The following is a 19,195-nucleotide window of genomic DNA, read 5'->3' as shown; positions in this document are numbered from 1 at the left end:
TCACGTGCCGTACGCCTGCGACGCTACGAGTTCGAGCGCTCTCCAAGTCAAGCAACGCTCCGAGCCCGGCCGGGAATCCAGCCACACCGCGCACCCCACCGAGCCGTTCAAGGGGCCTGCCCTGGAGGACGGATCCAAGGGGGCGCAGGTTGCCTCTCGGGCCCGGATTCCGGCGCTGTGGGGGTGTGGGTCTTCCCACACCCCCACGCATCCGTAAAGGATCTTGACGACCGCCTTCCGGCTCGCTGAACTGTCACCGATCGGGTCTCACCACCACAGAGACCCACACGGGGGGAGGGACCGGGCGCATGTCGGAACGACAGCGGCGCGCTGAAACGGTTGAATGACGAAGAAACACGCCGAAACGGGAACACCCGCATCGGGGTGAAGGGGGCGATGGACATGACGGGGGAGCCGAAGGCGATGGGCTGCCGTGCCTCATGACGTCTGAAGCGCGCATCGAGTGGTGCCGCGCACTGCTCGCACGGCTGGCCCGGTTCACCGGGCGCACGCTGCGGGGCGAGTGGCACGCCATCGTCGTCGAACCGGTACGGCGGCTTGTCCGACGGGGGCTGTCCGCGCTGCTGCTGGCGTGCGTCGCCGCGTTCGGCGTCGTCTTCTTCCACGACATCGCCCAGTACCGGCTCGGCGCGCTGTGGGTGACGCGGCTCGGCGGCGTCCGGGCCGACCTGCCGCTGTGGCTGTCGTTATTGCGCACGCCCGTGTCGCTGTACGTCCCGGCGCTCGATCTGCCGGTGTGGGCGGGCATCACCCAGCTGTTCCTCGCCTTCGCCTGGGCCGAACTGGCCCTGGGCCGGGCCCGGACGCTGGCGATCGCCTACGCCACCACCGTGGCCGGCACGCTCACCGCCCGCGTGATGATCGCGCTGGGCCCCGGCTGGTGGGGCCTGGGGGCGCCGCACGCGTACGCGCAGGTGCTCGACACCGGACCGTCCGCTGCCGTCGTCGGCCTGTTCACCTATCTCTCGGTGGTCAAACGCGCGCCCGTGGTGTTCACCCTGACCGGCGGCTCGATGGTGTGGGAGTCCGTCGCCGTCCCCAACCTGGCCGGCCGCGAGCACCTGATCGCGGTGGCCTCGGCGATCGTCCTCGGCCTGCTGCACGGCCGCCGCGCACGACTGCGGGCCCGGATGTGGACGCTGCTGACCGTCCGGAACCGCGGGCCCGTGCCCACGGAACCACCCGTGATCCCCGCGCCCACGCCGCCCCGGACCGCGCCCACGCCGTCCCGGACCGCGCCCACGCCGCCCCGGATCGCGCCCGCGCCCGCGCCGGCGAGCCCGGAGCGGTCGCGGGAGCGGGCGCAGGACACGGCGATGAGCTCCCTGGAGTGCTGATCCCGCAGCGCGTGCCTGTGGCGCGGCCCACCCGGCCGGTGTGATGGTTGTCGCACGTCGACACGCGCGAGCACCCCCTAAGGTGGCCGCGATGTACGGCAGGGCGGGGCTGACACCATGGTGTTCGTCGCCGGCAGGGCAGCTGAAGGGAATCCAGGATGTTCCGCAAGGTGCTGGTCGCCAACCGTGGAGAGATCGCGATCCGCGCGTTCCGGGCGGGCTACGAACTCGGCGCGCGCACCGTCGCCGTGTTCCCGCACGAGGACCGCAACTCGCTGCACCGGCTGAAGGCCGACGAGGCGTACGAGATCGGCGAGCCGGGGCATCCGGTGCGGGCCTATCTCTCCGTCGAGGAGATCGTGGGGGCCGCCCGCCGGGCCGGTGCCGACGCCGTCTACCCCGGTTACGGCTTTCTGTCCGAGAACCCGGAGCTGGCGCGTGCCTGCGAGGAGGCGGGCATCACGTTCGTCGGCCCGAGCGCGGCCACTCTGGAGCTGACCGGCAACAAGGCCCGCGCGGTCGCCGCCGCCCGGGCGGCCGGCGTACCCGTGCTCGGCTCGTCCCAGCCGTCCACCGACGTGGACGAACTGGTGCGCGCCGCCGAGGAGATCGGCTTCCCCGTCTTCGTCAAGGCCGTCGCGGGCGGCGGCGGGCGCGGCATGCGCCGGGTGGAGGACCCCGCCCTGCTGCGCGAGTCCATCGAGGCGGCCTCCCGCGAGGCCGACGCCGCGTTCGGCGACCCGACCGTCTTCCTGGAGAAGGCCGTCGTCGACCCGCGCCACATCGAGGTGCAGATCCTCGCCGACGGCGAGGGCAACGTCATCCACCTCTACGAGCGCGACTGCTCCCTCCAGCGCCGCCACCAGAAGGTCATCGAGCTCGCCCCCGCCCCCAATCTCGACCCCGAGGTACGGGCGCGGATCTGCGACGACGCGGTGCGCTTCGCCCGCGAGATCGGCTACCGCAACGCCGGCACCGTCGAGTTCCTGCTCGATCCCGCCGGCAACCACGTCTTCATCGAGATGAACCCGCGCATCCAGGTCGAGCACACCGTGACCGAGGAGGTCACCGACGTCGACCTGGTCCAGGCCCAGCTGCGGATCGCCTCCGGCGAGACCCTCGCCGACCTCGGTCTCGCCCAGGACACCATCACCCTGCGCGGCGCCGCCCTGCAGTGCCGTATCACCACCGAGGACCCCGCCAACGGCTTCCGCCCCGACACCGGCCGGATCAGCGCCTACCGCTCCCCGGGCGGCTCCGGCATCCGTCTGGACGGCGGAACGACCCACGCCGGTACGGAGATCAGCGCGCACTTCGACTCGATGCTGGTCAAACTCACCTGCCGGGGCCGGGACTTCAAGGCGGCCGTCGGCCGGGCCCGGCGTGCCGTGGCCGAGTTCCGCATCCGCGGTGTGGCCACCAACATCCCCTTCCTGCAGGCCGTGTTGGACGACCCGGACTTCCAGGCGGGGCGGGTCACCACGTCCTTCATCGAGCAGCGCCCGCACCTGCTGACCGCGCGCTCCTCCGCCGACCGCGGCACCAAGCTGCTCACCTACCTCGCCGACGTGACGGTCAACAAGCCGCACGGTGAACGCCCCGACCTGCTCGACCCGGTCACCAAGCTGCCGCCGCTGCCCGCCGGCGAGCCGCCCGCCGGCTCCCGCCAGCTGCTGGTGGACCTCGGCCCCGAGGGCTTCGCCCGCCGGCTGCGCGAGTCGCCGACCATCGGCGTCACCGACACCACCTTCCGCGACGCCCACCAGTCCCTGCTCGCCACCCGGGTGCGCACCAAGGACCTGCTGGCCGTCGCCCCGGTCGTCGCCCGCACCCTGCCGCAGCTGCTCTCCCTGGAGTGCTGGGGCGGTGCCACCTACGACGTGGCGCTGCGCTTCCTCGCCGAGGACCCCTGGGAGCGGCTGGCCGCCCTGCGCGAGGCGGTGCCCAACATCTGTCTGCAGATGCTGCTGCGCGGCCGCAACACCGTCGGCTACACGCCGTACCCGACCGAGGTGACCGACGCCTTCGTGCAGGAGGCGGCCGCCACCGGCATCGACATCTTCCGCATCTTCGACGCCCTGAACGACGTCGGCCAGATGCGCCCCGCCATCGACGCGGTACGCGAGACCGGCACCGCGATCGCCGAGGTCGCCCTCTGCTACACCGCCGACCTCAACGACCCGGCCGAGCGGCTCTACACCCTCGACTACTACCTGCGCCTGGCCGAGCAGATCGTCGAGGCCGGAGCGCACGTCCTCGCGATCAAGGACATGGCCGGGCTGCTGCGCGCCCCGGCCGCCGCCAAGCTGGTCTCCGCGCTGCGCCGCGAGTTCGACCTGCCCGTGCATCTGCACACGCACGACACGGCCGGCGGCCAGCTCGCCACCTACCTCGCCGCGATCCAGGCGGGCGCGGACGCGGTGGACGGCGCGGTGGCCTCGATGGCCGGTACGACCTCCCAGCCGTCCCTGTCGGCGCTGGTGGCCGCCACCGACCACTCCGACCGTCCCACCGGCCTGGACCTCGGGGCCGTCGGCGAGCTGGAGCCGTACTGGGAGGGCGTGCGGAGGATCTACGCCCCGTTCGAGGCGGGCCTCGCCTCGCCGACCGGCCGCGTCTACCACCACGAGATCCCCGGCGGCCAGCTGTCCAACCTGCGCACGCAGGCCGTCGCCCTCGGCCTCGGCGACCGCTTCGAGGACATCGAGGCGATGTACGCCGCCGCCGACCGCATCCTCGGCCGCCTGGTCAAGGTCACCCCGTCCTCCAAGGTGGTCGGCGACCTCGCCCTGCACCTGGTCGGCGCCGGGGTCTCCCCGAAGGACTTCGAGGAGACGCCCGACCGGTTCGACATCCCGGACTCGGTGATCGGCTTCCTGCGCGGCGAGCTGGGCACCCCGCCCGGCGGCTGGCCGGAGCCGTTCCGGACCAAGGCGCTGCAGGGCCGGGGCGCTGCCAAGCCGGCGCCCGAGCTGTCCGCCGAGGACCGCGAGGGCCTGGCCAAGGACCGCCGGGCTACCCTCAACCGGCTGCTGTTCCCCGGTCCGACGCGGGAGTTCGACACCCACCGGCAGGCCTTCGGCGACACCAGCGTGCTGGACAGCAAGGCGTTCTTCTACGGGCTGCGGCCCGCCAAGGAGTACGCGGTCGACCTGGAGCCCGGCGTGCGGCTGCTGATCGAGCTGCAGGCGATCGGCGAGGCCGACGAGCGGGGCATGCGCACGGTGATGTCCACGCTCAACGGCCAGCTGCGGCCCATCCAGGTCCGCGACCGGAACGCGGCCTCGGACGTGCCGGTGACGGAGAAGGCCGACCGCGCCAACCCGGGCCATGTGGCGGCGCCGTTCGCCGGTGTGGTGACGCTGGCGGTGGCCGAGGGCGACGAGGTCGCGGCCGGTGCCACCGTGGCCACCATCGAGGCGATGAAGATGGAGGCCACCATCACCGCGCCGAAGGCGGGCCGGGTGTCCCGCCTGGCCATCAACCGCATCCAGCAGGTGGAGGGCGGGGACCTGTTGGTCGAGCTCGCCTGAGCCGCCGCGCGCGCCGGGCCGGAGGGGACCGGGTCAGTCCCAGAGCGGGTAGGTCATGACCTGGTTGAAGTCCTTCGGCCGGGCGCCGGTGTAGGTCAGGCTGATCTGCGCGTAGCGCTCGAAGGACGGATGCTTCTTCCACTGCTGCTCGCCGGTGAGCCGGATGACCACCGGGTACCGGTGGAAGGTGCCGGCTGCGCAGTACGGGTCGCAGTCGTTGACCCAGTTCACGCCCACGGCCTTCGCCCCGTCCGGACTCCACTGGGACCACCGGAGTCCGGTGAGGCGGCTGTTGCCGTCGCCGCAGGCCAGGATGAAGTCGGCCGGGCGGACGTTCCGGTGGAAGAAGCAGTCGACCAGCACGGGCCGGGCCGGACCGGCCTGCGCACCGGTCCCGGGAGGGGTCGGGGGACTGGCCGAGGCCGTCGTCAACGCCGTGGTCAGCAGGGCTCCTGCCGCCAGGGTGACCGCCGTTCCCACCAGTCCTCCACGCATGGCCGCTCCCACGTTGTGCTGTGTTCGACCGTCCACTCGACGCTACGACCCTGCGGCGGTTTGCACCAATCGCGCAGGTCGCAGGGCGTGTCATCCGTGTTTGACAGTCAGGCCGTAGAACGCGACCCGGGCGCCGTTGGTCGTACTGTCCGAAGAGGACTGGTTGCAGGAGCCGGCCTTGAAGTACTGCTTGTACTGCTGGAACGACGACGGGATGCCGTAGTGGGTGGTGGTGCCGTTGACGGTCAGGTCGATGGTGTTCCCGCCGGAAACGGCGATGGTGTAGCTCCAGGTCCTGCCGAGGGACACGTGCCCCACGCTGTGCGAGGTCTGCCCGCCGGACGGGGAGTTCTCCGTGCCGAGGACGATGTCGCCGTTCGCGTGGTAGTACAGCTCCAGCAGCGGCTTGGTGGAGGAGCCGCCGCTGCCGAGGTGGACCTGCCCGACGCAGACGTTCTTCGTCACGGACACCACGCGCAGGGTCGCGCTCAGCCTGTGCGAGCCGGACAGCGACCAGTCGGCGGGGCTGCCGTCGCGGTTCATCTCGCGCAGCTCGGAGCGGGCGTAGTTCGAGTTCGGTGTGGTGACGCCCTTCTCGGGCGCCCAGAAGGTCATCGCCCCGTCGCGCGTGTCGGTGTAGAAGTAGGCGTCCTGGTAGCCGTTCGGGCCCTGGAGCCGGGACGACGGGATGGTGGTCGGGTGGCCGGGGGAGCCGACGGGCTCCTGCAGCTCCCAGACCGACAGGTCGAAGTTGCCGCCGGGCGCGACGTGCGGATCGGCGGCGATCGCGCCGGTGCTGCCGAGGAGGGTGAGGGCGAGGGCGAGGCCCGCGGTGGCCGGCACCGCGAGAAGCCGGGATCGGGTCATGTGGGGGGTCCCTTCTTCGGAGCGAAGGCCGGGACCGTCGGATGCGTTCAGCATGCTGAACGCTGAACGCATCCTTGGTCGCTGGTGACCCGAGAAGCTAGAGGTCTGAACCAAACACGTCAAGTGGTCCGGCAGGTGTTCAGCAGGCGCCCTCGTCCTGCCACGGCCCCCATTCCGAGGCGCCCGGCACCTCGTTCTGGGTCCACCACTTGGCCTTCCAGTTGTGCTTGTTGTACGAGACCTCGTTCCCCTGTGTGTACACCGCGGTGGAACTCCATGCGGGCTTGCAGGAGGTCGGCGTCGGGGTGGGGGTCGGTGTCGGAGGGGTGGTGGGCGGGGTGACGCCGGCGAACTTCACGGAGTACTTGGCGAAGTCCCAGTCGTTCTGCGCCACGCTGGAGCACGTCCCGGACGTGCGGCCGCCGTTGTCCGGCGGGCTGCACTGCCGGTCGCGGTTCAGGGACCAGAAGGTGAAGCGGTCCATGTTGTGGCTCGTGGCGTAGTCCAGCACCGTCTGGAAGTCGGCCTGCGTGAAGTACTCGCCGGTGTCGCTGCGGCCGTTCATGCCGGAGAAGCCCTCGTGCGCGTACGCCGTCGCCTGGTCCCAGCCGAAGGTCGACTGCAGGATCGAGTTGAAGTTGGTCAGCGCGCTGGTCTGGCTGGCCCCGCCGTTGAAGCCGCCGTCGAACGGCATGATGGAGAAGTTGTTGGGGGTGAACCCCTGGGACTTGGCCTCCAGCAGCATCTGCTTGCCGAACCAGCCGGTGCCGTCCGCGGTGCCGGCCGTCGTCACCGAGACGTACAGGCCGGGGTTGTTCTGCTGGAGGATCTTGGCCGCGCCGATCTCGTTCTTGATGGCCGCGCTGTTCTCGTACTCCGGCTCCTCCAGGTCGAAGTCGATGGCGTGCAGCCCGTACTTGGTGACGACCTGCTGGTAGGCCGCCGCCGTGGATGCGGCGTCCGCGCAGGCCTGGCCGAGCTTCGTGCCGCCGTAACCGCCGATGGAGACCGACACGTCACCGCCCTTGGCGCGGATCGTGCTGATCATGGACTGCACGGCCGTGTCCGAGGAGACGGCGGCGGTGCCGCCCCAGGTCGGCGTGCAGCCACCGCCGTTGGGCGCGAGGACGAAGGCCAGCTGGAAGGCCTTCAGGCCGGTGGCGTCCATGATGGCGGCCGGGTCCGGCGGGTCGTTGTCCAGCGGCATGAGATAGGGGGCGGCGGCGTACCAGCGGTTGCTCAGTGCGGTGGTCGCGCCCGAGGCGTTGCTCGCGACGAGCGCGGTCGTGCCGGCGGCGGCGAGCGTGACGGCCGCCGCCGCGCCCAGACATGCCCGAAGACGTCTCACTGCGTGCCTCCAGTGGGTGGGGTTTCCCGGGACCGGCCCGGGGTGGGGAGCCCCACCCTCCGGGAGCTGTTGCGGCCACGTCAATAAGTTGGACTAGACCAACCCGCTCTTTGGACTAGACCATACGTTCCCTTTGCTTCCCTTTACCTCCCGTCGACCAGCCGCACCGTGAATCCCCGGTCCAGCGAAAGGCCCGGCGTGGTGATGGTCGTGACGTGGGTGCCGGCGTCGTACGACCAGGCGGAGGCGGGCAGTTGGCGGCCGTCCAGGAGGACCCGTGCGGGTGCCGCCTCGCCGTGCACGGTGAACCGGTACGCGCGGGCGGCCGGCTTGCCGGCGTAGTCGCCGCGGCTCGCGCCCACCGAGACGGTCGTCCCGTCGCCGTCGGCGTGCAGGGACACCCGCTGGGTGGCGGCGGCGCCCTTGGTGAAGTCGCGCGTCACCCCGTCGTCCTCGTACAGCGTGTAGTGACGGGTGCCGCGGGCCGCCGGATACAGGTCCCAGTCCAGCTCGTGCCGGTCCCGGGTCTGCCAACTGGTCGTTCCCTCCGGCCACATCGGCACGATCGCGCCCTCGCGCACGAACAGCGGGAGCGTGTCGAGCGGCGCGTGGTAGCCGTTGACCGTGGTCGGTCCCTGGTAGGTGCGGCCGGTCCAGTAGTCGGTCCAGGTGCCCTTGGGCAGGTAGATGCCGTCGCGGGTGTCGGAGTCCTGGTAGACCGGAGCCACCAGGAAGTCGGGCCCGGACAGGAACTCGTACTTCGCCTGCTCCCCGAGGGTGTTCGGGTCGTGCGGATACTCCAGCCACAGCGGACGCACCGCGCCCACGCCCGTCTTCGCCGCCTCGGCGGAGAGCGTGTACATGTACGGCAGCAACCGCTCCTTTAGCTGCAGGTACTTGCGGTTGACGGAGGTGTACGGCTCGCCGTCGAGCCACGGCTGCTGGTCGGCGGGTTTGCCCGTGGCGATGTCGCTCGCCCAGCCGTCCATGGTCATGATCGTCGGAAGGAACGCCTTCCACTGCAGGTCACGGGCGTACATCTTGGCGTCGTGGCGGTAGATGCTGCCCACGTCACCGGTGTTGTAGGCGATGCCGGACAGGGTCGCCCCGGCGTAGGTCGGGATCTGCCAGCGGATGTAGTCCCAGGACAGCTTCTGGTCGCCGCTCCACAGCACGCCGCAGCGCTGGGCGCCCGCCCAGGACACCGGCAGCCACACGAAACCGCGCGCGTCGCTGTTGTCCTCGATCCCCTTCTTCGCCGCGTCGCACGCGTCGAGCGCGAACCTGTACCCGTTGCCGACCCAGGCCACGTCCAGCTTGGCCACCCGCTGACCCGCCCTGACCTGGTCGGCGAGCTTGCCGATGCCGTCCTGGGTCCACAGGCCGAGCTGGGCGTGGTGGTCCTGCAGGCCCCGCGCGGTCTGCTCCAGGTTCTCGTACCCGCAGCCGTAGCCGTCGTTGACCAGCATCCAGCCGAGCGGCATCCGGTGCTCGGTGTACCCGTCGGCGATCTTCAGCGCGTCCAGGGTGTGCCGTTCGCCGCGGTTGGCGTTGTGCAGGTAGCAGTCGGAGTCGCCGGGTTCGAGGCCGTACACCGGTGGCATGAACGGCTTGCCCACCAACGCGGTGTACTTTCCGATGACCTGTCTGGCGTCCCCGAGGAAGTAGTAGGCGTCCAGGCGCCGTTCCTGCTGACCGGTGGTCACGGGTGAGGCGAAGGTGTACACGCCCGGCGCGAAGGTGTTGCGGAAGACGCCGTAGCCCGCGCTGGAGAGATAGAACGGCTGGGAGTTGTTGTAGCCGCCCTCGTTCCAGTCGAAGCTGTTGGCCACGTACATCGTCTGCCCGCGGTGCGAGAAGCCGCCGTTCTGCTCGCCGCCGCCGAAGAACTGCTCGTCCGCGCCCCGCACCAGGCTCTGCCGCATTCCGCCGGTCGACCAGCGCAGCGGTTTGTCCTCCTGCCAGATCCGGGTGCGGTTGTCGGGCTCGTACAGCCCGAAGCGCAGCGGCTTCTTGTACACGCGCAGGACCGCCTGCGGGGAGCGGACGCCGTAGTAGTCGCCGGCGTCGAAGGACGAGGTGTGCCGCTCCGGGGCGGGCTCCTCGCGCACGATGGCCGTACCCGCGGGATCACTCAGCGAGCCGGACGGATCGGCCTGCAACCGTAGTTGGCCTCCCGTCAGGAAGTCGGCCCGCGCGGTGAGCTGCCCGGCCCTGACGGTGTAGGTGCCGTCGCCGCCGGAGAAGGACGTGAGGTCGCCCGCGTCCGTGGTGGCGGGCAGGTACGCGCTGCCCGTGAAGGAGTTGTCGTGCACGTCGTACGGCACGACGACCACGTGGTATGTCCCCGACGCCCGCGGGATCACCGTGGCCTCCGGGTCGGCGGTGCCCGCACTGGAGGCCACTTGCTTGCCGTGGTCGTCGTAGACGTACAGGTCGAAGTCGTCGGAGGGCTTCTCCCACCTGATCGACAGCGGGACGCCGCCCTCGGGGTTGTCGTCCCAGTAGCCGTCCGGCACCGAGACGGTCAGGTCGAAGCGGTCGCAGACCTTGTCGTCGGGGTCGGCGGCCGGGGCGGGACAGCTCTCGGTGCCCCCGCCGGTGCCCTTGGCGTAGACCGGGCTCTGCCAGCCGACGCTGCTGTGTGCGGAGTCGAGCACGGCACCGGAGGCGGTGGCGGCGGCCCGGGCGGGCGCCGGGACGGCGAGCACGGTTCCCGCGAGGGCCGTCGCCAGCCCCAGGGGTACCCAGGCCGGCCATGGCACACGGTGGCGCAGTCTTCGCGGTCTTTGCACGGCGGAACAGCTCCCCTCGCAGCACTGCGGACTGACTGTTCTTGCTGTGATGCTCACAAGCGCTCGAAACAGGCACCAATCAAGCAACTTCAAGCAGGAGCCTCGGGTCTGACGCAGGTTCATGTCAAGAGCGCGAGGGCTGGAACCCGGCCCGCCGCCCGCCGCATCTATCCGGCCGAGGACCATCCGCACCACTCCCGGGTGTTCACCGCCGACCTGCAGGCGGTCGCGGCCCGGCGCGCCAAGGACCCCGACGTCACCCGTCTGGTGGCCACGCTGCGCCGGCGCAGCACGGAGTTCGCCGCACTGTGGGAGGAGCGGGAGGTGGCCCTGCGCCGCACCGACCACAAGCGGATCGTGCACCCCTCGCTCGGCGTCATCGAGCTGGACTGCCACAGCCTCTTCAGCGAGGACGGCCGCCAGCGGCTGCTGTGGTTCAGCGCCCCGCCCGGCACCGAGGGAGCCGCCCAGCTGGAGCTGCTCCAGGTGATCGGCACCCAGGACCTGAGCGCCACGCCGGACGAGCCGGGGCGACGGCCCCGCTGAGCCGGACCGCGCCGGAGTGCACCGGACTTGTCACGAAGTCGGCAGACCCGTGGCGGATCATCCGTCGCCTGAGGCACCCTTGACAGTGTGCGCCCTGTTTCGCGACGTTTGAGCAGTCGCGCGCGGAGGGGATGCGGCGCACATCGGAACCAGTGGCAGGACGCGCCCGGCGCGTCATGGGGGGAGCGGTCGCCCATGCGATCCATGAGCCATGATCCACACGCCTCACCGGCCTGTGCCGCCTCGGGCACGCCGCTCGCGGCGCCTGCGGAAGGGCGGTCGAACTGAGGTGGAGATCACCATCCACAGACCCGGCGAGCTGACACCCGAGCTGCGCCGGGCCTGGCACCGCGCGATGGACGAGTCGCCCGAGTACTCCAACCCCTTCCTCGCACCGGAGTTCGCGATCGGTGTCGGCCGCTACCGGCGTGGCGCCCGGGTGGCGATACTGCACCAGGGCGGGGAGCCCGCCGGGTTCCTCCCGTACGAGCGGGGGCCGTTCGGCACCGGACGGGCCGTCGGGCTCGGACTGTCCGACTGCCAGGCCCTCGTGCACCGGCCCGGGGTCACCTGGAACGCGGAGGAACTGCTGCGGGCCTGCGGCCTCAGCATCTTCGAGTTCGACCATCTGGTCGAGGAGCAGCGGCCGTTCGCGCCCCACGTCACCGGCACCTTCGCCTCACCGGTGATCGATGTGAAGCCCGGCGACGGCGGCTACCCGGAGTGGCTGCGCGGCACCTACCCGGGCCTGGCCAAGACCACGCTGAAGAAGGAGCGGCGGCTCGGCCGGGACATCGGCGAGGTGCGGTTCGAGTTCGACGAGCGCGACCCGGAGGTGCTGCGCACGCTCATGCGGTGGAAGTCCGCGCAGTACCGCAGGACCGGCCGCATGGACCGGTTCTCCCGGCCGTGGATCGTCGGCCTGGTCGACCACCTGTTCCGGGTCCGCGAGGAACACTTCACCGGAGTGCTGTCCGTGCTGTACGCGGGTGACCGCCCGGTCGCGGCCCACTTCGGCCCCCGTTCGAGCACCGTGCTGGCGGCCTGGTTCACCGCGTACGACCCCGAACTCCACTACTACTCCCCGGGATTGATGATGCATCTGCGGACCGCCGAGGCGGCGGCCCGGCACGGGGTCACCCTCGTGGACCTGGGACGCGGCGACAAGGAGTACAAGGACTGGCTCAAGACCCGGGAACTGCGGGTCGCCGAGGGCTTCGCCGCCCGCCCCCACCCGGTGGCGCTCGCCCAGCGGCTGTGGCGCAGACCCGTGCGCGGGCTGCGGAACACGGTCAACGCCCATCCGCAGCTGCGCGAGCCGGCCGACCGGCTGCTGAGAACGGTGGGCAGGATGCGCACTGAGGGTGTGGCGGCTCCTCCGGGCGCCCGGAAGAATCGCCTCCCGGAGGGGTAGCGACTGGCAGGTTCTCGTCAAAAGTTCGCCAAGCGGCGGATGTTTTCGCGCCATCGTGATCGGGTCTCCTGCGTCGGCAGCGTCGATGCCTTCCGGGAGGTCCCTGGTGTCCGTACCAACCCGCAGAAGACGGTGGTTCACCGTCTGCGCGCTCTCCGCGTCCGCCGCGCTCGTCGCGATTCCCCCGTCCGCCGCCTCGGGGCGCTCGGTGAGCCCCTTCGGTGTCCGTGTCCTCGGCCAACTGGCCAAGGAGCGCGAGCAGTCGGTGGGCGCCATGTCGCCGCACGTGGCGGCGGACGGCGACGACGGCAACGAGGCGGACGAGATCGCCGAGGGCGCGGACCAGTACGCCGAGGCCCGCACCTCGCCCGGTGTGGTCGCACCGGGCGCGTACGGCGCCGCCTGGCGGGACCTGAACAACCTCCGGAGCACGGGCGGCCGTTGGCGCAACATCACCGACCTGCCGTACAACTCCGACGACCCGCGCTACCGCGACATCGACTCCAACTCCAGCGGCGGCGGCGGGAACGTCACCGGACGGATGGCGGCGGTCGCCGCCGACGACGACGGTTACGTCTACGCGGGCAGCGCCGGCGGCGGGGTGTGGCGCTCGCGCAGCGGGGGCGGCCACTGGCAGCCCATCAGCGACCGGCTGCCCGCCCAGTCCACCGGAGCCCTCGCTCTCGACGGCACCGGCCGGCTGTGGCTGGGCACGGGCGAGGCCACCACCAACGCCGACGCCTACCTCGGCAGCGGCGTCTACGTCCTCACTCACCCGCACCACGGCGCCTTCTCCGCGCGCAGCCGGGTCGGCGGCGACGAGCTGGAGAGCACCACCATCCACGAACTGCGCTTCGGCGGCGACACGGTGTGGGCGGCCACCAGCAAGGGCGTCTGGAGCCACTCCACGAAGACGCTGAGCGGCCCCTGGAAGCTGCAGTTCGCGCCCAACCCGGACTTCCTGCCCGGAGGTTCGAAGGCCGGCGACCCGAACGCGCCGTACAAGAACATCGCCAACGACATCGCCGTCGACCCCAGGGACCCCTCCAAGGTGGTCCTCGCCGTGGGCTGGCGCAGCGGCGACGACTACAACGGCTTCTACACCAGGGTGAACGGCACCTGGACCCGGATCACCAGTGGCCTCGGTGACCTCCCGGCCGACGCCGACAACGTCGGCAACGTCACCTTCGCCCGCTCCGCCGACGGCTCCCGCTACTACGCCATCGACCAGTCCCCGGAGCAGCTGAACACCAACCCGGACAGCGGCCTGGAGGGCATCTACGTCTCCACGTCGGGTTCGCCGACCGGACCCTGGACGAAGATCGCCGACTACAAGGGCCTGGCCGCCGACAACTCGGCGCTGACCACGGCCGGTTACATGCCCGGCGTCCAGGCCTGGTACAACCAGTTCCTCGCCGTCGACCCGGGCGACCCGCAGCACGTGTACGCGGGCCTGGAGGAGGTCTACGAGACCAAGGACGGCGGCGGCAGCTGGTCCACCGTCGGCCCGTACTGGAACTTCCCGTTCTCCTGCTGGAGCATCGACCCGGCCAAGCAGACCGGCGACTGCCACCAGACCACCCACTCCGACCAGCACGGCGTCGCGATCGGCCGCTACCACGGCAAGAGCTTCGTGTACGTCGGCAACGACGGCGGCATCTACAAGCGCTCGGTGACCGGCGCCCAGGACGCCTCCGGACACGCCACCGACTGGACGTCCCTCAACGACGGCACCATCGACACCCTGCAGTACTACTCCGTCGGCATCGGCAGGGACCTCGACCACGGCGGCCTGTCCGTCACCGGCGGCCTGCAGGACAACGGGCAGTCCGTCCTGCGCGGCGACGACAAGGTGATGGGCTCGAACTTCGGCGGCGACGGCGGCGACACCCTCACCGACCCCGCCAACGGCTGCGACATCGCCCAGGAGTACGTCTACCTCGCCGTCCAGGTCACCCAGAACTGCGCGGTCAACGACGGCAGCTGGACCACGGACGCGAGCAAGGCGACGTCGTACTCCGTCGCCCCGCCCGACAACGCCACCAGCGAGGCCCGCTTCATCGCCCCGCTCGCGGCGGACCTGAAGGACGGCAACACCTGGGTGGCCGGCGGCCGGCACATCTGGGTCCAGACCCACGGTTACGCCATCCGCAGCGGCTCGGAGTGGACCAGCGTGCACGACTTCGGCGCCGGCCGGGTCGCGACCGCCGTCGCCGCGTCCGGCGGGAAGATCTACGCCGCCTGGTGCGGCCCCTGCAACAACCAGGGCTTCGCCCGCGGCATCGCCGTCGGCAACGCGGACGGCACTGGCTGGCACGACATCAGTCTGCCGGTCGACGGCACGGTGCCCAACCGCTACCTCAGCGGCTTCGCCGTCGACCCGAAGAACGCCGACCACGTCTTCCTCGCGGTCAACGGCTTCTCCCGGCACTGGACCGAGGGCCCCGGCGCGGGCGTCGGCCACGTCTTCGAGTCCACCGACGGCGGCACCACCTGGAAGGACATCTCGGCCGACCTGCCCGACGTGCCCACCAACTCCGCGCTCGTGACGGCGGACGGCGGCCTCGCCGTCGCCACCGACCTCGGCGTGGTCTACCGCGCGCCGGGCCGCACCACCTGGCAGCGGATCGGCAGCCTGCCGGCCGTCGCCGTCCTCCAGCTCAAGGCGAGCCCCGACGGCGGCACCCTGTACGCCGCCACGCACGGCCGCGGGATCTACACCATCAAGGTGTGCGACCTGTGCTGACCGGCATCCGAGGAGGAGGGGCGACTCCCGGCGCGGGGGTCACCCCTCCTCGCGTTCGGTCGTCCCCGCCCCCGGTGGAGCGCCCCGCACGGCCTGTCCCACCTCCGTGCGCAGCTTCACGAACCCCGGCAGGCTCCGGGTGGTGAGCTGGTCCCGTTCGCGGGGCAGGTCGACCGGCAGGTCCAGGACGACGCGCGAGCCGGGGCCGGGGGAGAGGACGACGACGCGGTCACCGACGTACACGCTCTCGTCGATGTCGTGGGTGACGAACACGATGGTCGTGTCGTGCGTCCGGTGGACCTGCAACAGCAGGTCCTCCAGGTCCTCGCGGGTGCCCGCGTCCAGCGAGCCGAACGGCTCGTCCATCAGCAGCAGGGAGGGCCGGCAGACCAGGGCGCGGGCGATGGCGACCCGCTGCTGCATGCCGCCGGACAGCTCCCGTGGGTGGCGCCGGGCGACGCCGTGCAGGCCGACCCGTTCGAGGATCGTCTCGGCCTCGACCCGGCGGGCGGCGCGGGCCAGGCCCCGGCGGCGCAGCGGCAGGGCCACGTTGTCGCGGACGGTGAGCCAGGGCAGCAGCGAGCGGCCGTACTCCTGGAAGACGACGGCGAGCCGCTCCGGTACGCCGGTCACCGCCGTCCCGTCGATCGTGACCGTGCCCTCCTGCGCGGGCAGCAGCCCGGCGATGGTGCGCAGCAGCGTGGACTTGCCGCACCCGGATGGGCCGACCACGCTGAGGAGCTGTCCGTCCGGCACGGTGAGGGTGATGCCGTCCAGGACGCGGGTGTCGCCGAAGTGCCGGCTGACGGAGTCGAGGCGCAGCATCCCTCACCCGGCCCAGGGCTCGTACAGGGTGCCCGCGCTGCCGGTGACCCGCAGGTGCAGCAGGAAGGGGCCGGAGTCGTCGCCCCGGTCCAGGGCGTGGTCCAGCGCGGCCGGCAGCTCCTCGGGGTGTCCGGCACGGGCCGCCGGGCAGCCGAAGGACTCGGCGAGGGCCGCGAAGTCGATGCCGGTGATGTCCGTGCCGGGGACGGCGGCGATGCCGATCCGGCGGCCCAGCGCGCGGACCGCCGCGTAACCGCCGTTGTCCAGCAGGACGTAGGTGACCGGGGCCGCGTGCCGGGCCGCGCTCCACAGGGCCTGCACCGAGTACAGCGCCGAGCCGTCCCCGACCACGCACACCACCCGGCGCCGGTCGGCGAGCGCCCGGCCCACCGCGAGGGGCAGGCCCCAGCCGAGCGCCCCGCTGCCCGTGGTGAGGAAGCCGCCGCCCGACTCGACGGGCACGCGCGCGTGCAGCGTGTCGCGGTGGCTGGGGGCCTCCTCGACGAGGACCCGGTCGCGCGGCAGCCGGGCGCGCAGCAGGTCGAAGAACAGCTCCGGGGTGATGTGTCCCCCGTGCCCCTCGGCGGCAGCCGGGACGGGAGCCGGGCGGGGCGGCGGCGGGTCGCGGTCGGTGTCCTTCAGCCGCCCGGTGAGCCGTTCCAGGGCGGGGCGCAGGGTGGTGACGATGCTGGTGCCGGTGGGCAGCCAGGCGGCCTGGCCGGCGTCGCAGTCCAGGTGGAACAGCTCGGTACCGGGCGCGAGCGGCGGGCCGCCGTCCGCCACGTGATAGGTGAACACCGGTGCGCCGAGGGCGACCACCACGTCGTACGGCGCGAGGCGCGCGGCGAGTTGCCGGGCGATCGGCGGCAGGAACCCCTGGAACAGCGGATGGGACTCGGGGAAGCCGGAGCGGCCGGAGAGCGGGCTGATCCACACCCCGGCCCGGATCCGCTCGGCCAGCGCCAGGGCCTCGTCCAGTGCGTCCTCGTCGTCCACGCCCGGCCCCACCACGAGAGCCGGGCGCGCACAGGCGTCCAGCCGGGCGGCGAGCGCGTCGAGGGCGTCCGGGGCGGCCGTGAACGCCGAGTGCACCGTGCGGGGCGTGACGGGCTCGGCAGGCCGGTCCCAGTCGTCCTCCGGTACGGACACGAAGACCGGGCCGCGTGGATGGGCCATGGCGATCCGGTACGCCTCGGCGACCGCGGCCGGCACGTCCTCGGCCCGTTCCGGCTGGCGGGCGGACTTCACGTACGGGCGCGGGAAGAGGGCCGGTTCGTCGGCGCCGAGGAACGGCCGCAACTGGATCAGCGAGCGCGCCTGCTGCCCCGCGAGAATCACCAGCGGCACCCGGTCGCGATAGGCGTTGAACACCGCACCCAGCGCGTGCCCCACCCCGCCGGCCGAGTGCAGGCTGACGAACGCGGCACGCCGGGTGCCGAGGGCGTGCCCGGCGGCCATGCCCACGGCGACGGACTCCTGCAGGCCCAGCACATAGGTGAAGTCGTCCGGCCAGTCGCGGAACATCCGCAGCTCCGTGGAGCCCGGGTTGCCGAAGACCGTGGTCATGCCGGTGTCGCGCAGAAACCGTACGACCGCCTCGCGGACCGTGGCCGTGGTCATGCCGTCCTCCCTGCGGACGATCGGGGGCCGACGAGCCGCTTCTCGACCGTCAGCAGAGCGGTGTTGAGGAGATACCCGAGCGCGCCGAGCAGCAGCAGCGCCGACCACACCGTGAGCAGGTCGGAGCGCGTCTGGGCGTCGGTGAGGGTGAAGCCGATGCCGTTGTCACTGCCCGGCAGCAGCTCCGAGAACACCATCAGGATCAGGCACAGCGAGAGACTGAGCCGCAGCCCCGCGAAGATCCGGGGGAGCGCCGAGGGCAGGATCAGGAACCACAGCCGCTCGGGCGCCGTCAGCCGCAGCACGGCCGCCACCTGGAGCCGCAGCGGGTCGGTGGCGCGGGCGCCCTCGGCCGAGTTGACCAGCACCGGCCACACGGCGCTGAACACGATCGACGCCACCTGCATGGGCGTACCGAAGTCGAGGACGACCACGAACACCGGCACCAGCGCGGGCGGCGGTACGGCCCGCGCGAACTGCAGCACCGGGTTGCACAGCGCGTACGCCCGCCGGGAGCGGCCCACCGCGATCCCGAGGGTGATCCCGGCGCCGGCGGCGAGCGCGAACCCGGCCGCCATCCGGCCCAGGCTCGGCAGGATGGTGTCGACGGCGGCCGGAGTCAGGAACAGATGTCCGGGCGGCCCCGAGAACCACAGGTCCCGGGCGTGCCGGGCGATCCGCAGCGGCGGCGGGAAGTACACACTGCCCTGGGCGCGGGCGGCCAGCTCCCAGCAGACGACGGCCACCAGGAGCACCGACCAGCGCAGCAGGAAGGGGACGACGGCGGCCCGGGGCGGGCCCGGTGCGGATCCGGGCCGGGCGCTGTCCTGTGCCCGCGTCACGGCCGGCTCCGCCGGGACTCGCCCGCGTCCTGGTGCGGTTCCCGCGCCCAGGCGAACAACCGCCGCTCCGCGCCGACCAGTACGCCGTTGATCACCAGCCCGAGCACGCCCGCCCACACCACCCCCGCCAGCACGTCCCGTGTGCCGTCCGTCTCCGTCTGGGCCTGGGCGATGAAGATGCCGAGGCCCTGGCCGAATCCGGAGAGGATCTCCGTCGCGACGGCCAGGATCAGCGCGACCGCGGCCGAGATCCGCACGCCGGCGGCGATGAACGGGGCGGTGGCCGGCAACTCCACCCGCAGCAGCACCGCGAGCCGCCCGAACCCGAAGGCGCGCAGGGTGTCCTTGGCCAGTGGATCGGTCTCGCCGAGGCCGTAGACGGTGTTGAACAGCACCGGCCAGAGCGAGGCGTACGCGATCAGCGTCACCTCCGTCCGCGTGCCGGAGCCGAGCAGCAGGGACACCAGCGGGATGAGCGCGACGGACGGCAGGGGCCGCAGGAACTCGATCACCGCGCGTACGGCCGCCTCCGCCACCGGCACCGCGCCCAGCAGCAGCCCGAGCGGCACCGCGATCGCACAGGCGAGCCCGAGACCCAGCGCCCAGGCCCGCAGGGTCACCCCGATCCCGTCGAGGAAGACCGGGTCACCCGCCAACCGGGCGGCGCGGGCGAGGACTTCGGAGGCGGGCGGCAGATAGCTGCGCCGTACGATCCCGGCGCGGGCGACCGCCTCGCAGATCCCGAAGGCCCCGGCCGTGCCGAGCAGGCCGAGCAGGAGGTCCTGACGTCGTGTCATGTCAGCCGT

General features: G+C 71.9%; 12 protein-coding genes and 1 pseudogene. 5 read left to right on the top strand and 8 right to left on the bottom strand.

What is annotated here, in order from left to right; genetic code table 11:
* Positions 1-440 precede the first annotated feature (440 nt).
* Positions 441-1,358, top strand: a complete 918-nt coding sequence (locus ABB07_RS02390; RefSeq protein WP_244189187.1) for a hypothetical protein — start codon at positions 441-443, stop codon at positions 1,356-1,358.
* Between the two features lie 158 nt (positions 1,359-1,516).
* Entirely contained in the window at positions 1,517-4,891 is a 3,375-nt protein-coding gene (locus ABB07_RS02385; RefSeq protein ID WP_208896995.1) for a pyruvate carboxylase, read from the top strand.
* A 33-nt stretch (positions 4,892-4,924) separates the two neighbouring features.
* Here the strand turns inward: ABB07_RS02385 and ABB07_RS02380 are convergent, their stop codons facing one another.
* From ABB07_RS02380 to ABB07_RS02365, 4 genes are all read right to left on the bottom strand, one after another.
* Entirely contained in the window at positions 4,925-5,386 is a 462-nt protein-coding gene (locus ABB07_RS02380; RefSeq protein ID WP_208896994.1) for a hypothetical protein, read from the bottom strand.
* 90 nt (positions 5,387-5,476) lie between these two features.
* Entirely contained in the window at positions 5,477-6,253 is a 777-nt protein-coding gene (locus ABB07_RS02375; protein ID WP_208896993.1) for a polysaccharide lyase family 7 protein, read from the bottom strand.
* 139 nt (positions 6,254-6,392) lie between these two features.
* On the bottom strand, positions 6,393-7,601 hold the full coding sequence (locus ABB07_RS02370; protein WP_208896992.1) for a carbohydrate-binding protein: 1,209 nt from the start codon (positions 7,599-7,601) through the stop codon (positions 6,393-6,395).
* A 143-nt stretch (positions 7,602-7,744) separates the two neighbouring features.
* Complete coding sequence (locus ABB07_RS02365) at positions 7,745-9,916, bottom strand: glycoside hydrolase family 31 protein (RefSeq protein ID WP_425264798.1); 2,172 nt, start codon at positions 9,914-9,916, stop codon at positions 7,745-7,747.
* Positions 9,917-10,540: 624 nt separating this feature from the next.
* Between ABB07_RS02365 and ABB07_RS02360 the strand changes: the two are divergent.
* The 3 genes and pseudogenes from ABB07_RS02360 to ABB07_RS02350 all read left to right on the top strand — a co-directional run.
* Positions 10,541-10,942 (top strand): annotated as a pseudogene (locus tag ABB07_RS02360) (MmyB family transcriptional regulator); the annotation flags it as partial.
* Positions 10,943-11,231: 289 nt separating this feature from the next.
* Entirely contained in the window at positions 11,232-12,356 is a 1,125-nt protein-coding gene (locus ABB07_RS02355; RefSeq protein ID WP_244189186.1) for a GNAT family N-acetyltransferase, read from the top strand.
* A 106-nt stretch (positions 12,357-12,462) separates the two neighbouring features.
* Positions 12,463-15,102 carry a WD40/YVTN/BNR-like repeat-containing protein gene (locus ABB07_RS02350; RefSeq protein WP_208896989.1) on the top strand — a complete coding sequence of 880 codons (2,640 nt, stop codon included), beginning with the start codon at positions 12,463-12,465 and terminating at the stop codon, positions 15,100-15,102.
* 39 nt (positions 15,103-15,141) lie between these two features.
* On the opposite strand, the gene ABB07_RS02345 is transcribed toward ABB07_RS02350, so the two are convergent.
* The 4 genes from ABB07_RS02345 to ABB07_RS02330 are packed head-to-tail and all read right to left on the bottom strand — an operon-like array spanning position 15,142 to position 19,186.
* The gene (locus tag ABB07_RS02345) at positions 15,142-15,927 is read right to left on the bottom strand and encodes an ABC transporter ATP-binding protein (RefSeq protein WP_208896988.1); all 786 of its coding nucleotides are present in this window, start codon (positions 15,925-15,927) and stop codon (positions 15,142-15,144) included.
* 3 nt (positions 15,928-15,930) lie between these two features.
* Positions 15,931-17,547 carry a benzoylformate decarboxylase gene (gene mdlC, locus ABB07_RS02340; RefSeq protein ID WP_208896987.1) on the bottom strand — a complete coding sequence of 539 codons (1,617 nt, stop codon included), beginning with the start codon at positions 17,545-17,547 and terminating at the stop codon, positions 15,931-15,933.
* Positions 17,544-18,389, bottom strand: a complete 846-nt coding sequence (locus ABB07_RS02335; RefSeq protein WP_208896986.1) for an ABC transporter permease — start codon at positions 18,387-18,389, stop codon at positions 17,544-17,546. Before ABB07_RS02335 ends, mdlC begins: the two co-directional genes overlap by 4 nt.
* On the bottom strand, positions 18,386-19,186 hold the full coding sequence (locus ABB07_RS02330) for an ABC transporter permease (protein ID WP_208896985.1): 801 nt from the start codon (positions 19,184-19,186) through the stop codon (positions 18,386-18,388). The genes ABB07_RS02335 and ABB07_RS02330 overlap by 4 nt, the downstream gene beginning before the upstream one ends.
* Positions 19,187-19,195: the final 9 nt, after the last annotated feature.

This window comes from Streptomyces incarnatus (genome assembly GCF_001027185.1).
Taxonomy (GTDB): Bacteria; Actinomycetota; Actinomycetes; order Streptomycetales; family Streptomycetaceae; genus Streptomyces; species Streptomyces puniciscabiei.
This window is presented reverse-complemented; position numbering and strand designations above follow the sequence as displayed.